This is a genomic window from Sphingomonas taxi (assembly GCF_000764535.1).
Lineage (GTDB): Bacteria > Pseudomonadota > Alphaproteobacteria > Sphingomonadales > Sphingomonadaceae > Sphingomonas > Sphingomonas taxi.
The window spans coordinates 3,154,547-3,174,085 of sequence record NZ_CP009571.1 but is presented as its reverse complement, the minus strand read 5'-3'; the positions used below and the strand labels follow the sequence as shown (position 1 = coordinate 3,174,085).

At 57.2% G+C, this 19,539-nt stretch carries 14 protein-coding genes and 1 pseudogene; 10 read left to right on the top strand and 5 right to left on the bottom strand.

All coding sequences use genetic code 11. From position 1 onward, the window contains the following. Positions 1-262 precede the first annotated feature (262 nt). The 8 genes and pseudogenes from MC45_RS14395 to MC45_RS19360 all read left to right on the top strand — a co-directional run bounded on the left by MC45_RS14395 (position 263) and on the right by MC45_RS19360 (position 8,432). Entirely contained in the window at positions 263-1,357 is a 1,095-nt protein-coding gene (locus MC45_RS14395) for an SGNH/GDSL hydrolase family protein (RefSeq protein ID WP_038664566.1), read from the top strand. Between the two features lie 518 nt (positions 1,358-1,875). After that, positions 1,876-2,196 (top strand): annotated as a pseudogene (locus MC45_RS20065) (Arm DNA-binding domain-containing protein); the annotation flags it as partial. A 12-nt stretch (positions 2,197-2,208) separates the two neighbouring features. Further along, positions 2,209-3,120 (top strand): tyrosine-type recombinase/integrase, encoded by a 912-nt coding sequence (locus tag MC45_RS19020; protein WP_245640735.1) that lies wholly within the window; start codon positions 2,209-2,211, stop codon positions 3,118-3,120. Then, positions 3,084-3,947 (top strand): hypothetical protein, encoded by an 864-nt coding sequence (locus MC45_RS14385; protein WP_156143846.1) that lies wholly within the window; start codon positions 3,084-3,086, stop codon positions 3,945-3,947. The genes MC45_RS19020 and MC45_RS14385 overlap by 37 nt, the downstream gene beginning before the upstream one ends. A gap of 90 nt (positions 3,948-4,037) precedes the next feature. Next, entirely contained in the window at positions 4,038-4,286 is a 249-nt protein-coding gene (locus tag MC45_RS19945; RefSeq protein WP_342666989.1) for a helix-turn-helix transcriptional regulator, read from the top strand. Further along, entirely contained in the window at positions 4,283-4,543 is a 261-nt protein-coding gene (locus MC45_RS19365) for a hypothetical protein (RefSeq protein WP_156143845.1), read from the top strand. Before MC45_RS19945 ends, MC45_RS19365 begins: the two co-directional genes overlap by 4 nt. Before the next feature lie 116 nt (positions 4,544-4,659). After that, positions 4,660-7,197, top strand: coding sequence for a DUF5906 domain-containing protein (locus tag MC45_RS19010; RefSeq protein ID WP_081974456.1), 2,538 nt, complete (start codon positions 4,660-4,662; stop codon positions 7,195-7,197). Between the two features lie 218 nt (positions 7,198-7,415). Then, positions 7,416-8,432 (top strand): HNH endonuclease, encoded by a 1,017-nt coding sequence (locus tag MC45_RS19360; RefSeq protein WP_156143844.1) that lies wholly within the window; start codon positions 7,416-7,418, stop codon positions 8,430-8,432. A gap of 81 nt (positions 8,433-8,513) precedes the next feature. On the opposite strand, the gene MC45_RS14370 is transcribed toward MC45_RS19360, so the two are convergent. Beyond that, positions 8,514-9,643 (bottom strand): IS3 family transposase gene (locus MC45_RS14370; RefSeq protein ID WP_119083447.1). Its coding sequence is split into 2 segments (ribosomal slippage): positions 8,514-9,391 and positions 9,391-9,643, totalling 1,131 coding nucleotides; the frame shifts between segments, so codons are not numbered across the junction. Positions 9,644-10,909: 1,266 nt separating this feature from the next. On the opposite strand from MC45_RS14370, the gene MC45_RS19005 reads away from it, so the two are divergent. Continuing rightward, entirely contained in the window at positions 10,910-12,853 is a 1,944-nt protein-coding gene (locus tag MC45_RS19005) for a site-specific DNA-methyltransferase (RefSeq protein WP_081974455.1), read from the top strand. Next, positions 12,853-15,807, top strand: coding sequence for a restriction endonuclease (locus tag MC45_RS14355; RefSeq protein ID WP_038664543.1), 2,955 nt, complete (start codon positions 12,853-12,855; stop codon positions 15,805-15,807). The genes MC45_RS19005 and MC45_RS14355 overlap by 1 nt, the downstream gene beginning before the upstream one ends. 604 nt (positions 15,808-16,411) lie before the next feature. On the opposite strand, the gene MC45_RS19000 is transcribed toward MC45_RS14355, so the two are convergent. From MC45_RS19000 to MC45_RS19355, 4 genes are all read right to left on the bottom strand, one after another. Continuing rightward, entirely contained in the window at positions 16,412-17,065 is a 654-nt protein-coding gene (locus MC45_RS19000; protein WP_081974454.1) for an HNH endonuclease, read from the bottom strand. A gap of 48 nt (positions 17,066-17,113) precedes the next feature. Further along, complete coding sequence (locus MC45_RS18995; RefSeq protein ID WP_081974453.1) at positions 17,114-17,815, bottom strand: recombinase family protein; 702 nt, start codon at positions 17,813-17,815, stop codon at positions 17,114-17,116. A gap of 5 nt (positions 17,816-17,820) precedes the next feature. Further along, positions 17,821-18,501 carry a hypothetical protein gene (locus MC45_RS14345; RefSeq protein WP_156143843.1) on the bottom strand — a complete coding sequence of 227 codons (681 nt, stop codon included), beginning with the start codon at positions 18,499-18,501 and terminating at the stop codon, positions 17,821-17,823. A gap of 173 nt (positions 18,502-18,674) precedes the next feature. Next, positions 18,675-19,343, bottom strand: coding sequence for a hypothetical protein (locus MC45_RS19355; RefSeq protein WP_156143842.1), 669 nt, complete (start codon positions 19,341-19,343; stop codon positions 18,675-18,677). Positions 19,344-19,539 lie beyond the last annotated feature (196 nt).

The following is a 19,539-nucleotide window of genomic DNA, read 5'->3' as shown; positions in this document are numbered from 1 at the left end:
CCCGAAAGACGGGAAGCCGCTCTGGGCGGGCACATCGGGCCGACACTGATGCCGCTGACCCGAAGTAGCCATTGCGACCTTGGTCTCGACTGAAACGGTGACGGGATCACCGCATGTTCGACAGACGGTTTCCGGTTCGGCAGCGCGCGAACGATGTCTGGCGATCGAACCGCCTATCGCATGGGGGCGTTCTGGCGCAGGCCGGAAGCCGTGATAGGCAGCGGCGACACGTCGGGAGAGTAAGGTGAGGAAGCACAGGCTGGTGACCGGGATCGCGACGGCGCTGACGATGGCGATCGCGCCCGTCGGATTTGCTGCGGCGCGTCAGGTCGAGCGTGTCGAGGTGCTCCCGGCGCATCTGTCGATCTTGCCGGTACAGGTTCATGGACGCGTCGAGCGGAAGGGCGACGAATTCGTCCGGCAGTGGCCGGGCAGCTATTTCGAGACTGTCTTCGAAGGGGCGGCAGCCTTCTTCAAGATCGGTCCGGGCGAAGTCGGGCTGCACGTCCTCGTCGACGGGCGGATGATCGATACGCTTGTGAGGCCCGCACCGGGTTTGTACCGTATCGACGGACTTCCTCGCGGCCGGCATGAACTGCGTGTCGAGGTCGCTTCGGAAAGCCAGGCCGGGCCGACGGCATTGGGACCGTTTTACGCTGCCCAGCGCTCGGTGGCGACATCGCCGCGGCGCCGCGCCCGCCAGATCGAATTCATCGGCGACTCCCATACGGTCGGCTACGGGGTGACGTCAGCCACGCGCGAGTGCACGCAGGATGACGTCTGGAGAACCACCGACACGTCGCGCGGCTTCGGCGCGCTCCTGGCACGCCGCTACGGAGCAGATTACGAGATCAACGCGATCTCCGGGCGGGGCGTCGTCCGCAATTACAACGGCTTTGCGGCGGATACGCTGCCCGACGCCTATCCCTATACGGTGTTCGATCGCCGATCGCGCGCTGCCGAGCCCGAATGGCACCCGCAAGTGATCGTCGTTGCGCTGGGCACCAACGACTTCACCACGCCGCTTCATACCGGCGAGACATGGGCCACGCGCGCGACGCTTCATGCGGATTACGAGGCGAAATATGTGAGTTTTGTGCAGTCGCTTCGCGCGCGAAATCCAAAGGCGCTGATCGTGCTGTGGGCGACGGACCTCGCCGACGGCGAGATCGAGACGGAAGTTGCGAAGGTCGTCCATCTATTGCGCTCATCCGGCGAGCAGCGGCTCGCCTACGTCCCTGTGAATGGCCTGTCCTTCACCGGTTGCAACGCGCACCCGTCGTTGGCGGACCAGAAGGTCATCGCTGAACGGATCGCCGGAGCGATCGATACGCAGATAGGCGCGTGGGGCGGCTGACGTGGCGCGTAGCGCTGCGATGCCGGTCACGACGATGATCGAAGCTTGAATCCCGGCTTCCGACACAGTCCGCGAGATATCACGCGGACCGCGTCCGTATGGACGCCAGCGGGTTGTCGCACACGGCGGCGATCATGCCGGAAGGTGCCCGCAGAATGGCCAGCACACGCCGTACAAAACTGTAGCTAAAGAGGAGCTAGCACGCGTCCGGATGGCCAAATCACCGCGCAGCAGGTGACTGCACGACGGTGCAGCGAAGAAACTGGAGCGGGCGAAGGGATTCGAACCCTCGACCCCAACCTTGGCAACCAAGTAAAAAACCGTCTCATACAGTGACATACAAGCATTACGACCACCGTAAACATACGAATTCCGTAACATGTCATATCATAGTAACTCACTACTAAACACGCTTCTAGTACCCCATGCGCACCCCTCGACCCCATGAGGTTGTATTCAGAAAAATTATGCTCCAAACTTGGATCAGCATGCGAAACAATGCGCGGTGATACCCTTGCATGTCACAGTATGGGTGCTGTTGCCTGCGACAAAACACTGCCCGTATTAGGCGCCTTCTCAGGAGGGTTTTGATTATGGCAGTTCACCGGTTCACCGACAAATGGCTCCAGTCGCCTAACATCATACCGACCGAAGGACGGAACCAGTTTGTCGATGCCCTATGTCCAGGTCTCCAGCTGCGGGTTACGATCAAGGGCACCAGAACGTTCTCGGTGCTTGTGCGACCGGGCGGGCGGGCGAAGCGTCAGACAATCGGCACTTACCCTCGTGTGACGCTAGCAGAGGCTCGCGATCGGGCACTAGAGACCCTTAGGGACGCAGACCGGGGGATAGTGGGGCAAGGCGCACGAAGCCTTCTGCGGGATGATCTCACGCTTCAGAAGCTCGTCAGCGCTTACGTTGACCGTCATCTTAAGCCAAACGCTCGCAGCTGGAAGAACATAAACGCCTACTTCGTAGGCTCGCGCAACCGCGCTTCTCGCATTGCTCATCTGCTGCCGCGCCGGGTTTCTGAAATCAGTAAGGCCGATGTTGTGGAGGTCATCGACACCGTGATGGCGGAAGGTAAAGCGCAATCGGCTGTGAACCTTCTCCGCTACATCAAAATGCTGTTCAACTGGGCTGCCGACCGGGACCTTGTGTCCGCGAATCCGTTCGAACGAATCAGACCACCGGCACGCACTCGCGAACGTGATCGGATACTTAGCGACTTAGAGATTGCGGCCGTATGGCACGCTTCGTTTCAGCTTATGACCCCGTATGGCCAAATGTACCGCACTTTCTTGCTAACTGGGCAACGCCGTAGCGAAGTATCCACGATGCGATGGAATGAAATAACCGGCAACACGTGGATCATTCCTCGCGAGAAAGTAAAAAAAGATCGTGCCCACGCCGTACCGCTGACGCAAACCGCTCACGACACGCTGGCCAGCTTGACGAATTATGGAACAGACACTTTCGTATTCACGACCACGGGCGGAGTGTCGTCGAGCAGCAATTTCGCGAAGGTGAAGCAGGAGATCGATCGGCTATCCGGCACCTCCGGTTGGACCATTCACGACATCCGCCGCACAGTTCGTAGCAAATTTGCCGAGCTCCGAGTTGCTCGTGAGGTGGCCCGCAAGGTCATGAACCATGAGGACGGCAAGGTCGATCGCATCTATAACCGCCATGAGTACCTGGACGAGAAGCGAGAGGCGTTGACCCTATGGGAGAAGAGGCTGCTGTTCCTCGTGAGCCGCTGAGCGACAACATTGTTGTCGGCATGCCGTACATTGCCGAAACGGCAGAGGCGCTGGCAAAGCGTCACGGCTTGGAACCCAGCGCCGAGCTGGAAGAGCTCGTAGACGAATTGTTTGGTATGTCCTGTCGTGACCAAGGCGAAAAATCGTTTGACCCTGAGCGAATGGCGGAGCGGCGTCGACGAGGATACGCCTTGGCTAAGTCGATGCAAAAGGAGGCCGCTGCAATGCTGGCGGGCCTGGAACGGCTAAATCGTGCCTGGAACGCTTTTGGCGAACAGGTGCAGTTCGAGCCGGCCCTGCTGGAGGCAATTTTCTACGTGGACACCGGCGGCCCAGCAAAGATGCTCCTGCCGCCCGACATCAACATCCTCCAGGTGCTATTCAGCACCCCTCATGACGACGACGCAGGTGGGTACCGAGATGAGCCGATTAAGCCACTAGATCTTGAAGTGCTCTCGGCTGACGCCCCCTGTCCATCAGGATTTTGGGAAGCCGTGGATCGAAGGCTCGCGGCGATGGCGAACCTTCCCGTTCGGGCAGGGCTTCCGCGAGGGCCGGTGCCAAACATGGTTGTGCGCGCCGCCGTATCGGCATGTCGGCCATATTGGGTTGATGCTCATCAACGATGGTCGATGGCCGGGCTGAAGACCGCGGCGGTTCGGCAAGAGAACGTCGTCGCCAACCTGACTGGCAAGTGCGAGAAATTTGTCGCCGACGCGCTCACCATAACCGGCATCAAGTTCAACTTGTCGGAACTCCACAGCGCGTGGGAGACGATCGACAGCGCCCAACGAGCCAGCCAAGTCGGCCGCATTTCGCCAAAGTAAAAGCCTTACTGCGGCTTTTCTCTAGCCGCGCATTGTTTGGACTGCCGCGGCGGCTCGGCATACCTGGATTGCGTTCAAGCAAGAAAGGATATGCACATGAACGCAATCTCACCCTCACCATCCATCGACCCAGTCCTGTCTTTGGCTAAGGTGCAGGAGGTCGTCGGGTATAGCGCAAGCCATATATACCGCATGGTCGCGGCCGGTACGTTCCCTGATCGGGTACGTCTTGGACCGGCCCGAGTTGGCTGGCGATCGAGTGCCATCGCCGAGTGGATAGATTCCCGTCCGCTGGCTTCGACGGTGTTGGTAAGTGATATGCAGGGGAGGTCCGCATGAATGACGTATATCGTCGCCTCCAAGGCCTCGACGCCATCCATTCGGTTGACCGGGCTGCAGCCGATTTTGATATCCTCACGACGGCTCAAGCGATTCGGCGGGTGGCATACTCAGCGGCTCAACTGCCCCTCCTGGTCAAGCTCCATGGCTTTCCGCTTCCTGTAGAAATGAGTGCGCTGTTGATCGGGTGGAAAGCGCATGAGCTGGATGCATGGAAGCAATGGCGCGATGACCAACTGATCGCCGCCCTGCTGTAGGGCAGCAGCGTCGTAACGGGACGATCCCACGCGAATGTAGCGCGCCGGGATCGTCCCATCACCACAATCATCAATCGTATAGCCGCTGTTGCTTTAGCATCAGCGCGGGGAAAGTCATGTCTAAAACACAAGAATCGCACAATGCTGATACGGCGCCACTTACCATTGCTGAGCGGATCGAGAAGGGGCGTGAAAGTGGGCATCATTATGACGGGGCGATAGTACCGTTCCCGCCAGAAATGAGCGCCCGGGGAGCGATGAACGCCTTAAAAGACGGCGAGCGAAAGAGGGTTGAACGGTGGCTAGCTGCTGGATACCAGGTCACAGCCTTCTCGTATCGCTCGAGCGCTGGCGAGTTGATCCAAGCTGTGCTTCGTTTCGACCACTCAAGCGAGCGCAAGGAAATACGACAGCTTCGATATTGTGGTAGATTTGACGGTAAGGGTCACGTCTTTTGGATGACCGCCGTCGAAGCACCACGGCCACTGTATGGGCTAGACCTGCTAGCAAAGCGGCCAAACAATCCTGTCCTGGTCGTCGAAGGTGAGAAGACGGCTGATGCCGCTGGCCTCCTATTTCCTGATCATGTCGCCGTGACATGGATGAACGGCGCCTCAGGGGTACGAAAAACCGAGATGCTGGACATAGCTGGCCGTGATCTGGTTTTGTGGCCGGACAACGACCCGCCCGGGCGGAACGCAATGCGTACCTTTGCGGCGTATGCCTACGCCGCAGGGGCAGCCTCGGTGAAGATCGTCGACGTTCCACCGGAGTTTGGCCAAAAATGGGATTTGGCTGATCCAGTTCCTGAGGGTTTCTCTGATAGCGAGACTATACAGACCCTATTGGCATCAGCTCGACGGATTGACCCCTCAAGTGTCGCCCATATCACCAACGACGCGCGGGAAGAGGCTGAGCAGCACCGGTTACTCGGCTACAAGCCGGGATACACGAAAGTTGAGGTAGCCCACGCTGCGGTCGCGCTCTCTGTGCTCGACGCTGACATGTATGCGACCGAATGGCGGCGTATTGCGAGATGCCTGTTTTATGCCTTTGGGGAAGCAGGGCTGCCCATCTTCGACGATTGGTCGCAAGAAAGTGAAGACAAATATCGCGCGGGTGAGCCGGCAAAACTCTGGGCAGCATACGGGCGTGAAAAGGCATTTCGCGCTGACGCGCTAGCGTGGCTGTTCCGTAAAGCTGCGGCGGTGATGCGTGAGCGTTCAAAAAATGGCGTTGGCTCAATCCCGAACGTCGAAATCGATCAAGCTGCGACCGCTACCGCATCTGTTGAGGAATTGAACGAAGACCACGCGATCGTTGTACGAGGGGGAAAGGTTGGTGTTCTTTGGGAAAACTTCGATCCGCGCTTCAGTCGGTACACCGAAACCTACCTATCAAAACGCGATTTTGTCGATCGTTTTGTGCGGTCGATTGAGCTGCCACATGAAGACGAACGACAGACTAAGAAGAAAGACAAGCGTATGAGCCAAGGTGATCTATGGTTCAGTTCGCCCCAGCGTCGATCATACGACAACGTCATTTTCGCGCCGGGGCAGCCCCTGTCACCGGAATTTCTGAATCTGTGGCGAGGCTTTGCGGTCGAGCCGGTTGATAATCCTGGCGGCTGGTCGCTCCTGAACGAGCACCTACGTGTTCACGTCGCTGGCGGCGATGAGGCAGGTTACCAGTATATACTCAACTGGTTAGCGTTTGCCGTTCAGCACCTCGACAAGCCGATTGGAACCGCGTTGGTCCTGCTTGGAAAGAAAGGTGCCGGCAAGAGCATCATCATCGAGTTGTTCGGCTTCTTGTTTGGGCAGCACACGTTTGTCACTTCAAGGATGGACGATGCTATTGGCCGCTTTAACGACCGATTGGAAACGACGGTGCTACTTGGGTTGGAGGAGGCGATTGCTCCGCAGAACCGGGCCGCCGACGGTACGTTAAAAGATTTAGTAACCCGCACAACGTTGCGGCTGGAGGGTAAGTTCTTCGGGGTTTGGACTGCACCGAACCATCTGCGCATCATCGTGACGTCGAACAACGAGCATGTGGTGCGCGCCGATGGATCGGAGCGACGTTACGCCGTGTTTGAGGTGACCAACCCGCACCAAGCCGAACCAAGTGCCAGGCGGGCGTACTTTGGGCGAATGGTCGAGCAGATGGAGGCGGGCGGCTATGCCGCCATGCTCGGCGAGCTGCTCGCCCGTGACATCCGCGGTTGGAACCCCGAGGTGATCCCCGAGACAGAAGCGCTTAAGCGGCAGAAGGTGCTCAACCTCGTCAACGATCCGGTGCGAGCCTATCTTTATGAGCGGCTAACTGATGGGGTGTCGATCACGACCGGTGGTGGCTCGCTTGGAGCACCTGTTCACCGTTGGAGTGAAACCGACGCTGTTATCGTACCCGTTCGCGACTTGAATGAGGATTTTCGGCTGTTCGCCACACATCAGGGAATGGCATTCAGCGAACGGCAATTGGCGATACAGCTGCCTCGCTATATGCCGGCTGGATTTAAGTCGGTCACGAGGCGTGAGCCAAACGGGGACGCGTCGAGTTCAACGGTGCGGGTGTACCCGTTCCCTCAGCTAGAGGTGGCGCGTGCAAGGTTTGAGGAGGTCACCGGCCTTACCATTGCACGAGATCGGTAGAATCGTACTTGGCGCTATGTGTTACGCTGTTACGCAATGGCACCCCCAGCTTATATAGCACGAAAAATATTTTGCCACTTTGCTGGTTGGGTAATTTACTCACCCCGTTGTGTAACAGCGTAACGCTGAGCAAAAAGCGAATTTACGCCGACGCGCTGACTGCCACGAGATTTTTTGCGTTAGCCATGCGCCACAGGCGTTCGAAGGAGTTAGGGAAAATGCCTGACCTGGTTCTCGCGACAGTCAGTGGCACCGTTTTGAATGCCCGCGTTGAACAGGATGATCGCGGCATTGTCCTTCACAGTCGCAGCGGCAAAGGTCGAAATCGGGACTATCGGCAAGCGTTGGAGATCATCCTAACTCGCTTGGATGCAGCAGCGATCCCCTACGAGGTGTTTCTAGACAGCCGGCCCGCTCAGCAACAGCCACTTGCCCGCCGGCGGCTAAGCGTCTCCGAGACCGGGCTCGTAGCCGACCGCTTCAACGAATTGGTGAGAGCAATGAATGCCGGCAGCTCTAGCAATGGCGCGTCGCGGCGGGTGTTGATTACTGCGCCGAACGTCAGCCCTCGTACGTTCGCCGCGGTCGTGGAAGGTCGACCTGAAGACCAGGATGGAAGGCTCTCCATCGTTCAGCTGAAACTCGTTACGCCTGAGCACGTCGACAAAGCTGTCCAGTATCTTCTCGATGGCCACGACGTCCCCAACTTTGCCCCTTCCCGTGATTTCGATCTGGTCGCCCCGAATGGCTCGCGCTTGGCCCCGAAGAAGGTATTTGGTCTCGCCTTGCAAGCGGCTACTGGGATCGAAGCGCGACCAACACACTTTACCGCCGGCATCGGCACCCCCTGCTTCCAAATACTGGAAGCCGCTGGATACCCGATAGTCCGTAAGGATGAGGTAGTGCCTGGCCGCGGCGTTGAGGCTGTAGACCCTGATCTCGCGATCGCGGAGGGGCGGCCCCGGCTAGTGGCGCACCTGCGGCGTGAGCGGAAACCGGCGCTGGCATCCGCGAAGCGCCGCGCGATGGTAGAGCAGCTAGGGTACCTTCGTTGCGAGCGCTGCGGGATAGTGCCCAGCGCTGCCCTGGGCCCGAACGGTGATGCCGTGATTGAGGTGCATCACGCGACTATCCAGCTGGCAGAGATGGCGTCAGGACATGTGACGCGGCTGTCAGACCTGATGTGCCTATGCGCCAACTGTCATCGCATTGTGCATCGTGAGCTAGCAGGATGATTAAGCTGCTGTCGTGAGCAGCGCTGATGGAAGCCAATCCGCCTACTTCTGGTTGTGACGTGCTCCCCAAAGCTCTACCAGTCATAACTGGAGTCCGGGGTTGGTATGGTGCCCCTCGGGGCGGTGTTGCACAACCCGCCTGGCAGCATCGGCGGGCGTCAGCCCGCCAACACCGCTGTGCGGGCGCACATGGTTGTAGTCGTCGCGCCAGAGCCGCAGCACCGAGCGGGCATGGCCGAGCGACACGAACAGCGTCTCGTTGAGGCATTCGTCACGTAGGCGGCCGTTGAAGCTCTCGACGTAGCCGTTCTGCTGCGGCTTGCCTGGCGCGATGTAGTGCCACTCGATTGGTCGCTCCTGCGTCCATCTCAGGATCGCCAGGCTGGTCAGTTCGGTGCCGTTGTCGCTCACGATCATCAGCGGCGGTACGCCTCTAGCCGCGATAATGGCATCAAGCTCACGAGCAACACGCGCGCCTGACAGCGAGGTATCGACCACCAGCGCTAGGCACTCCCGCGTGAAGTCGTCGACCACCGCCAGGATGCGGATGCGCCGGCCGCTGATCAGCGTGTCGCTGACGAAGTCGAGGCTCCAGCGCTGGTTCGGACCCTGCGGCAGCGTCATCGGCGCTCGGGTGCCCATCGCTCGCTTGCGGCCACGCCGGCGCCTGACCCGCAGGTTCTCCTCGCGATAGAGCCGCAGCAGCTTCTTGTGGTTCATGACCAGCCCTTCACGGGCCAGCATGATGCCAAGCCGCCGGTAGCCGAAGCGCCGACGTTCGGCCGCGATCTCACGCAGCCGCGACCGCAGGTCGCCATCATCACTACGCCGGGGCGCGTAGCGCACCGACGTCCTGTCCACGCCGAAGATGGTACATGCCCGACGCTCGCTGATGCCAAACAGCTGCCGAGCATGCTCAACAGCCTTCCGCTGAGCGGCGGGCTTCACCAGTTTTTTGCCGCGACTTCCTTCAGCACGGCATTGTCGAGCATGGCGTCCGCCAGCAGCCGTTTGAGCCGGCCATTCTCCTCCTCGAGCACCTTCAGCTTGCGCGCCTGCGACACGTCCATACCGCCGTACTTGGCCTTCCACGCATACAGCGTCGCGCTGCTGATCCCGTGCTTGCGACACACATCGGCCGTCTTCATCCCGGCCTCCTGCTCGCGCAACACCGCGATGATCTGCTCCTCGCTGAACCTGGTCTTCTTCACGTCCGTCTCCTCACGAAGCGGACTCTAGCTCAAATTGGCAGAGTTTCAGGGGAGCACGTCAGTTGGCACACGCGGTACCATGTTTCGTCAAGCTAGCGACGAGCCAGTTGTCCGCCAATTCATCTGGAATTTGGAGACTGTTACTGAAACCAAATTACGAGCATGCTCGAGCTCGTCTAGCCGGCTTAGTAACCAACATGATGCCCATACTGATCGAGTAAAATGAACATTCTTGAGATAAGGCCGCTTCCCCGGCCGCCTGCTTTCGCGGGCAATCCGCCGAGACTTAACGGCAGCTTTTTGCGCCAATCACCCCCCTTTTGACCAGGAAATTTAGCCCAGTGCGTTTGCACAAACAGCGCAAAATCGTGCTCCAGCTGCTGGTTACTTTTCCAAAATCCAGTCGACCACACTAGGTTCCGGAATGCTCCTTGGTATTGAGGGGATGACCGTAGAAAATCCCGAATACCAAAGAACCCGGAGTGGAAGTGGCCAGACATGTTCGAAGGTTTACCAGACGTAAGCAAACCGTTCGAATGACGAGTTAGCACGTACGATGAGTCCACCGTCCCGACGCCTCCCAGCCAAGAAACAAAATTCGCCTTGTCATCAATGCCAGCCATCGGTTTGGTTGCCAAAGGTCAACCCCTATTTGGAATGCGAACGACGAGGTACCAATTGCTGGTACCGAGCTCATGGATCGTTGCTGCCAGTTCAATCGCCAATCCGCAATCCCAAACAAGTCGCCCAAAATTGTTTTTGTGATTAGGTCATTCTTGACATTAGCATCCCGCTAAAGAGCCGGCGCATCCCGCCTAAGCCGAACCAGGGTCTTGCGTTGCAGCTGGGCTATTACAAGGCTGTAGGTGCATAGTCGAACGAGGCGATAATGAACGCCCCTCGGCGTCTCTCCGTCTAAGTCGACATTAATCTCTTTAACCATGCTTTTTCAGTTTGTGATAACCAGCGGCTGAGCCTCGAGCTGCGGTCAAGCCTAAGACTCGTTGGCGCGTTGCCTTCGATGGCCATAACGGTAAATTTCGGCGGGCAGCTGGTTTCGCACGAGCACGAGCTGGCTCAGGCGCAGAATGCCTATCGCGACCTCGTCCCATAGGCTTGAGCATGGAGCTGCCGAGAAACTTGTCGTAGGGCGCGGTGCGGAAACGACTAGTTGCAAAAAGGGTCTTGTTGGCCGCCGGCGTCATTAATATCGGCCTCCCCCGGTAGCGGCTTGCCTCAAGACCAATCGAAAGACGATTAAGAAAAATGGCTGACAAGACGAATCCTGTCCCCCGCATCACGCGCGACAATCCGGCAGCGCATAGCGGCGACGTGGTTGCGGAGAACGTAGACGCGCTTAAGGCTTTGTTCCCTGCGATCGTCACTGACGGTAAGGTCGATTTCGACGTGTTGCGCCAGTTACTCGGCGACGCAGTCGAGGAAAGCCCTGAACGCTATGGGTTAAATTGGAAGGGTAAGGCCCGCGCCCGCGCATTCGCTTTGACACCCAGCTTCGGTACTCTGCGTCCGACGAGGGCGCGCAGCAAGGATTGGGACGCTACCAAGAACATCATGATCGAAGGTGACAACCTCGAGGTGCTTAAACTCTTGCGCAAAAGTTATGCAGACAAAATAAAGCTTATATATATTGATCCCCCGTACAATACTGGAAACAATTTAATTTATCGTAACGATTTTGTCGCACCGCTTCGTGCATACGAGGAAGCCATCGGCGCAATAGACGGAGTGGGTAAGCGATTCAGTACCATTAAAAGAGACTCTGGCCGCTACCACACTGATTGGCTCAACGCTTTCTATCCTCAGATTTTGCTAACGCGCGACCTGCTGAAAGAAGATGGAGTCCTCGTTGTTACTATTGATGAGAACGAGCTGCATAACGTAATAACTATTTGTGAAGATGTTTACCCAAAAGGCGTTTTTGACATTGACGTCATAGCCATTGTACATAACCCTCGCGGAGTCCAGGGTAGAAACTTTTCTTATACTCACGAATATGCCGTGATAGTATACCGTAAAGACACAAAGGTAATTGCCGATCGACAGATCGATCCAAACGAGGTGGACTGGGCTCCCTTAAGAAACTGGGGCGGAGAATCTGAACGAAAGGACGCAAAAAACTGCTTCTATCCGGTGATCGTTCAAAATGGTCAGGTTGTTGGTTTCGGTGACGTGTCAAGGGATAACTTTCATCCTAGCCAAACGGAAAATGACGGATCGGTTTTTTATGTTTATCCAATAGATCGCAATGGTGTAGAACGAAAATGGCGGTATGCTCGTCAATCCGTTGATTCAATCAAGCATATGTTACGTGCGAAGCGCACCAAAACGGGATATGATATAGAACTAGGGAAAACATCTGGTCTCCAGAAGTCAGTATGGCGAGACACTCGATATGACTCGAATGGCTATGGGACAGCTATACTTAAAGAGCTTGTTCCGGATTCGCCTTTTGATTTTCCTAAAAGCCTTTGGGCTGTTTATGACATTGTTGAAAGTGTCTTGCGGGATTCGACGTCTGAGATCGTTCTGGACTTCTTCGGAGGTTCAGGAACAACTGGGCATGCGGTTATGGAGTTAAACTCTCAGCAAAGAACCGATCACCGATACATTTTAGTTCAGATTCCGGAACCCATAAAAAGTCATCCGCGATTCTCGACGATTGCAGAGGTGACAGAGGAACGACTTCGACGCGCCGGTGAGAAGATCAAAATCAAAAATCCTGATACCGATATCGACTCTGGTTTCCGTGTTTATCGACTTGCTACCTCGAACCTTAAGCCATGGCAGCCTGGCGATGACCTCGCCGCTGATCTGCTCGATGCGACCAATAACATCTTGCCTGGACGGAGTGAGGATGACCTTTTGGTAGAGCTGTTGCTCAAGACCGGGATCGACCTTGCCCTGCCAGCCGAGACACGAACAATCGCGGATTGCGCCGTTCATTCCTTAGGAGGCGGCGCGCTGCTGGTATGCTTGGCCGACGTGCCCGCGGCGCAGGCACGGGCGCTCGGCGACGGGATTGCCGACTGGCTTGACGAGCTGGCCCCAACCGCACCCACCACCTTCTTCTTCAAGGACAGCGGCTTTGACGCTGGTGGCGAACGTGCTGCCGAAGCACGCGCTAACTTAGCTGCCACTCTGCGGCATCGGCGCGGTAATGATGCGATCGAGAAGCTGGGCGCGATCTAATGAAATTTATCTTCGAGAACGACTTGCCACACCAGCGCGCTGCGATCGACGCGGCGATTGGGGTATTTGGCGATACGATCGCCGGGTCACAAGCAACTTTCTCCGTCGCGCCTCTCGAAATCGTTGGGAAGATGGAGCTAGCCGAGACAGGCGTCGGCATTAGCAACGTTTGCTCTCTAGAGGGTGAAGACTGGCTGCCGCACATACAGGCAGTGCAGCAGGCGAATGCGTTGGAGCCGGACGACGCATTCGATAGCCCGGACTTCACGATAGAAATGGAGACCGGCACCGGCAAAACCTACGTCTATTTACGCACGATTATTGAATTAAACCGTCGACACGGCTTTACTAAATTCGTCATCGTCGTGCCGTCCGTTGCAATCCGAGAAGGCGTTAGAAAATCAATTCAGCAGACTCGCGAACACTTTGCTAGTCAATTTGACGGTATCCGGTTGAAGGATTTTGTCTATGATCGGACGAAGTTAGGACGGGTCCGCGCATTCGCAACGGCCGCTGATATCCAAGTGATGATCGTCACCATCCAGTCGATTAATAGCGCCAACAACGTCTTCTACGACCCAAACCAAGAAGCGCTAGGCGACCAGGCTGCGGCTGACTGGGTAGCGAAAACTCGCCCTATTTTGATTGTTGACGAACCGCAGTCGGTTGAGGGCGGTTTAAAGGGTGCTGGTCGCAAAGCGCTAGCGGCAATGAACCCCCTCGCGATGTTCAAATATACCGCAACCCCAGTGAATGTCGTCCATACACTTTACCGACTCGATGCGTTCGATGCGTTGCAACTCGGCCTCGTTAAACGCATCTGGGTCGATGGCGCAAGCATAAGGGATGCGACGAACAGCCCCTTCGTTCGGTTAGTCGACGTTGAGGCGCGCAAAGGTCACGCGCCGCGGGCTCGCATCGAGATTCACAAGCAGTTCGCCAACGGTCCAAAGTCAGAGCTGGTTTGGGCGCATGACGGCGACGCGCTCAAACAGCTTTCGGGAGGCCGCGCGCTTTATGACGGGCTAGAGATCGGTCACCTCGACGCGGGCACAAAAACGATGCAGCTGATGCTACCGGGCGATATTCGCGTTATGTCATGCGGTGACGCCCACGGCGATAGCACCGGCGACAGCCTGGCCGCAGCGATGGTTGCGCGCACGATCGAACATCACTTCAGGACTGAGTTGCGTAATCGTCCGCTCGGTATTAAAACGCTTTCGCTTTTCTTCGTCCCGACAGTGGCGGATTACCGCATATACACCGACGAGGGGCCGAAGATGGGGCCACTTGTGAAGATTTTCGAGCGCGAATACCGCAAGTTGGCCGCCCGGCCAGAGTTTAAGACGCTGTTCGTAACAACTCCCGCCAACCCGGAATCCGCGCATGGAGGCTACTTTAGCCAAGACAAGCACTCGGTGACACCGTTCGACGACAGAGAATTTTCGAAGAGCACGGGCGACGACAAGATCGAAGAGCGCACTTTTGATCTCATCATGCGCGATAAAGAGAAGCTGCTCGACGAAGCAGTGCCCCTTCGCTTCATTTTTAGCCATTCTGCCCTACGCGAGGGCTGGGACAATCCAAACGTGTTCCAAATCTGCGCGCTGCGCGAGATAGGCAGCGAACGCTCGCGGCGTCAGTCTATCGGTCGCGGCCTGCGCTTGCCGGTCGACAACAATGGACTGCGTCGTCGCGATGAAGGTATCGCGCGCCTGACGGTGATTGCAGACACCGATTATGCCACCTATGCCGACGAGCTGCAGATTGAACTGGAGAAGGAGACAAAACGTCCGTTTGGACGTGCCAGCATTGAAGTGCTCGCGAGGCTCTACTACCCAACTGCCGGATCAAACGATCCCAAAGTCCTCGGCGTTAAAGAGGCGCGCGCAGTCTTCACTGGATGGGAGGAAGCGGGGCTGGTTGATGCACTAGGGCGTCTTACAGACGCCATGCGCAAAGCAGTGGCGGCGAAAACGGTGCCCTTGCCCGCGAGCCTTGGACCCGAAGCACGTTTGGCAATTACCGCTTTACTTGATAGGCTCAGCGCCAAGTTAATCTTCAACACTGAGAACAAAATCCTGGTCGAGCGACGTGAAGACGTAATCGCGTCGGAGGTTTTTCGTAATCTATGGGCCAAGGTGTCGGCGCGGACTCGGTATCATCTCAAATTTACTGATGAAGATTTAACTGCGAAGGCGGTCGAGTATCTGCAGAAGATGCCCGATCCAGCAACGGCGCGAGTCACCTGGGCAAGTGCGGAATTGATAATTGCGCGTGACGGCGTGGGCACTAAAAAGGGGGCCGTCGCAGCTCCCCGCCATATCGAGCATTTTGCTGGGCCGCTGCCTGATATTTTGTCTGAAATATCGACACGTGTAGGCCTACCCCGCAAGATTGTGGCACAAATCCTTGTCAGGTCCGATCGGCTCCTTTGGGCAAAGACTAATCCTTCGGCCTTCGTAGAATTGGCGCATAAGGCGATCAAGCTAGCTCGGCGCGACGTGTTGACGCAGGGCATCACTTACGAGCGAACTGGCGATCAGTACGATCAGTCTTTGTTCGCGCAGTTCGAAGCCGATGCCGACGATCTGATCGCCGTTGAGCACTCTCCGATGACGTACATCCGGGTCGATTCTAATACGATAGAACGACCGATCGCGGACACGCTGGATCACGCTGAACTGGTTGGCCTATTCGCCAAGCTGCCGCCGGACTTCAAGATCGAAACGCCCTTGGGGACTTATAATCCGGATTGGGCGGTAACGAGTATGGCAGCAGGACCAGCGATGCACCTGGTATCGGAGTCGAAAAGCGATTTCACCACGTTGCGTGACGACGAGAAAGCTAAAATCCAGTGCGGCGTAGCCCACTTTCAAGCGATTGGAGTAGAATATGTGAAGGCTGTCTCCGCCGAGGAGATCCTTGCAAAATTCACTCAGGAGAAATCCTAAGCTTTGGCGTGCTGCACCTTCGTTAGAGTAAGAATCGCAATGTATATTACCGAAGCGAAGGGAGAGCATGTTTTGATTGCCTGCCGTCGGCGAATTGGATCTGTTTACGTTCTAAAGAGGCCAGGCTGCTTGTTTTGAAACGGCTCCGGCTTTCAAATTGGTTCGGGGATCTCCCGCTGTGCCCCTGTTGTTGGAATTCCAGAGGATGCCGAAACCGGCTCGGAATGCTTGATGCAGAGGAGCCGCCACAGGACGAACCCCAGCTTCGTCGTTGCTGGGCGCAAAGCCCATATCTTTGGTTTGAGATGCCTAAGCCAATAGCTGCCATTTCTATGACGCTGAACAAATGCGGGTTCGCGATAGAAAAACCAACTCTAGCGTCCGCAAGCGGTCATGTATAGCCGGATCGGGAATGACTGCACCCGCGCTGAGCTCCATGTCCATGCAGTTTGAGTGAGGGGGATACGAATTTCCGGAACCACATAAACTCATCCGCCCATATGCTAAGAGAAATGAGATGATTATCAGAATTGTAGCTTGGGTAGCTCTTTTCGAGTGCCTCTAATCTAGCCCATCAGCCCAAACGGGCGATTGGGTTCCGGCGTCAAGTTTTGCTGAACAATGAGGAAAACTCGGAAAACGGAATGTCGCCCAGCGCGTGCACTGCACGATGGCAACAGGCACATAGCAGGGCGAGATCGTCTAATCCGTTTGTGCGCTCACCGTCAGCAAGGTGATGGCGGTGGTGCACGTCGAAGCAGCTCCCGATCGCGTCCCCATACGCATCATGACCGGTGAAACCGCAGGCGTCACATTTCAGTGCTCCCCCGGCTTGTGCCTCGGCTCTCTTCATCCGGGCAAGCAGTCCACTCCTCGATGGGGCGGTTCCTGTTCGCGCCCTGCGTGATCCCTCCTTCACTGCTAAAGCTCGTACCGCCACAGGCAAACGTTCAAATTCGTGACTCCCCTCTTGGCGCCAAGAAATAGTCGTCGTGTCAGCAAGCTTCGTGGGATCAATCAGCATATCGCCGCGGTAAATTCCCTCGGCCTTGTTCGCGGCTGCATGCCTGCCCCCATATCTAAACAGCAGCGCATCTCCGTCACGCTCGATATGAAAATGGGAAGTGGCAACGTTACGGCCGATCAGGGTCGCGTGGGTCAGGTCACGACCGGTTGGGCGAACTGTAAGCCACCTGCCACTAATCAGGTCCGCCGAGCCGCGCGCATCCTCATTCTTCCACCGGATCAGGTAATCCATCGCCGCTCCAGACTGTTGGCCCTCCGCGACGTGGGAGGAGTGGTTTCGTTACCTCACGGTACATGGTTCGGCATAACTAGCCAGCCGAGTAATTGTACGCGCAACCTGTCCGCGTGACCACACCATACCCCTGGGAGATGGCACGCCGCGTTCATTCAACCCGCGAGCGATGGCGACATCGTTAGAGTGCTCGGCCGCGGACAGCTCAGCTATTATTCCTGCAACGGCAAGATCGTTGCTGCGCACTTTGTCCGCTCGCCGCGCCACTGACAGAGAAGCGGCGTACTTGGCACCGGCTTTTAGATGCCCGGCGCCCATCGGATTCCCAAGCTTCACCCCACGAGCCTTCGCCGCTGCCAACGCTGCCTTCGTTCGTTGACTAATCATTTCTCGCTCGTGCTCAGCAATCGCCGCCAGCAAGTGCAGCGTCAGCCGGTTGGCATGCGGCATGTCGCAGGCGACGAACTCCACGCCGCCGTCCATCAGGTTCGCGATGAAGGCGACATTGCGCGCCAGCCGATCAAGCTTCGCGATTACCAACGTCGCACGATGCAGGCGGCACATGGCCAGCGCCGCCGCCAGTTGCGGTCGGTCGGCCTTGCTGCCCGACTCCACCTCCACAAGTTCAGCCACGATGGTGTGACCGCCAGCGGCAGCGAACCCCTGAACGGCGGCGCGCTGTGCCTCCAAGCCAAGACCCGAGGCACCCTGACGGGCCGTCGACACGCGTAAGTATGCAACAATCTGCATGGGCGTTACGCTGCGTCCGCAACGGCTGAGTTTACCTCAGCTAACGTCAGGAAGCCGTTACGCAGCGCACCGGCGATGTAGCCTTGGCACCAACCTGTGTCGCCTGGCTGTGCCTTGGGGTGGGGGAAGATAGCGCCTGCCATCGCATCAATCAGGTCAGCCCGGTTGATGCCGCCACGCTCAGTGACAATGCCGACGATTACCGCGACCACGGTGCCCGGGTTGGGCGTGATGCTGCCCGCCGTGATCAGCTGCCCGCCGACGTCACGCCCGCGCCGCTGGAAGCCTGCAGCCTTCCGTTTGGTGAGAAGGGCCTGGAACGTGCTCTCGTCCTCAGGAGACCACGCTGGAGTTGGCGTGGGTACGGCGGTGGCACTTGGCGCGACGGGCGCTGGTGAGCCGTCTGCAGGAGTCGCACGCAGCTTGTTTAGAACCTCGCCGACGGACGCCACCACAACGTTCGGCGTTTGGACGACGTGGGGTTCGTCAGATAGGCTGCCCGGATCGTGAGGCGGCGCTGCTACCTCTTTGGCATCTGCGGCGGGGAAGCTGTCTTCCAGCGCCTCGGAGCCTTGCAGGGCTTCTGCGGAAATCGCCATCGCCTTTCGTGCCAGCAGCTTACGGCTGCTGCCAGCACGGGCGGCCGTCATGTGCTTCCCCTGAGTGCTATCGTTGTTCTCGGTCACTATGGTCTCCATCAATCGTTCGCAGTTCGTTCTTCGATGCCACGACGAACAGAGATTGAAAGTGACGGCCGATCAAAAGATGAAGGGGTCCCAAGGAGGGTATAGGGGGCGGGGTCAGTTTGGGGCTCGGTGAGCCCGCAAAATCATTCTCGAAAAATTTATTTCTCGACGCGTCAAACGCCCTGTGAGGCTAGCGCCGACAACGCTCCACGTATTCTGTGAAGCCACTTCTCGCCATCGCTACGAGAATTCATCGATACCTTGTGAATGGGGGTCATCATGTCAGTGGTACCGATAACAAGATAAGGTGTCCCTTTCAGTGTTTGGCTCGTACTTGTTGTCGTAGCTTCGATCCTGCTACCCGCGGATGCCGCGCCGACGATCGCCCCAGCGCCCCCAAACAACAGACCACCGATCGCCGCTCTGCTTAATGCACCGGCCTTCTTTGTCGTGCCTGTTGTTTCCAACTTCATGATGGTGGTTTCGTTCTGCTGCAGCTCAACTGACACGACGGCTTTTAGTTCGATCACGGCATCCCATTCGACCTCAAGATCATCCCGCCAGCGCGCCCACATGAGTCCTATGCGGCCTTCATCGCTGTTCATCAGCAAGTATCGGCGGTTACGCCAATTGGGTGCTGTGCAATGAAAGATCGGCCACTCGGTCCGGATATCGCGTTCAAATGCGGCAACAGCGGGCTGCCCCCGCTCGATCTCTAGGGCCAGTGCCGCTGCATGATGTCGAGCATTGTCTCTGTATTCACTGCGACTTTTAAATCGGAGAATGACAATCAATCCGAATACGCAGGCCAGCAGAACTGCGATTAAGACGGGCGCGCTCACTGGGCGTATTCCGTGCGATCGAAGATATTTAAGGCGTCTTTTGTAGATGGGGTATAGCGAACAGTCATCTCAAGCTCTCCCGTAGGGGCGTTGAGCTCTGCTGATGCTACCGCCCCTATGTTCCTCTTGGGGCGGGCCTGTCGGCCGGATGTTCAGAACCCTGGCAATGCACAAGGCGCATGCGCCTTTACCGTTG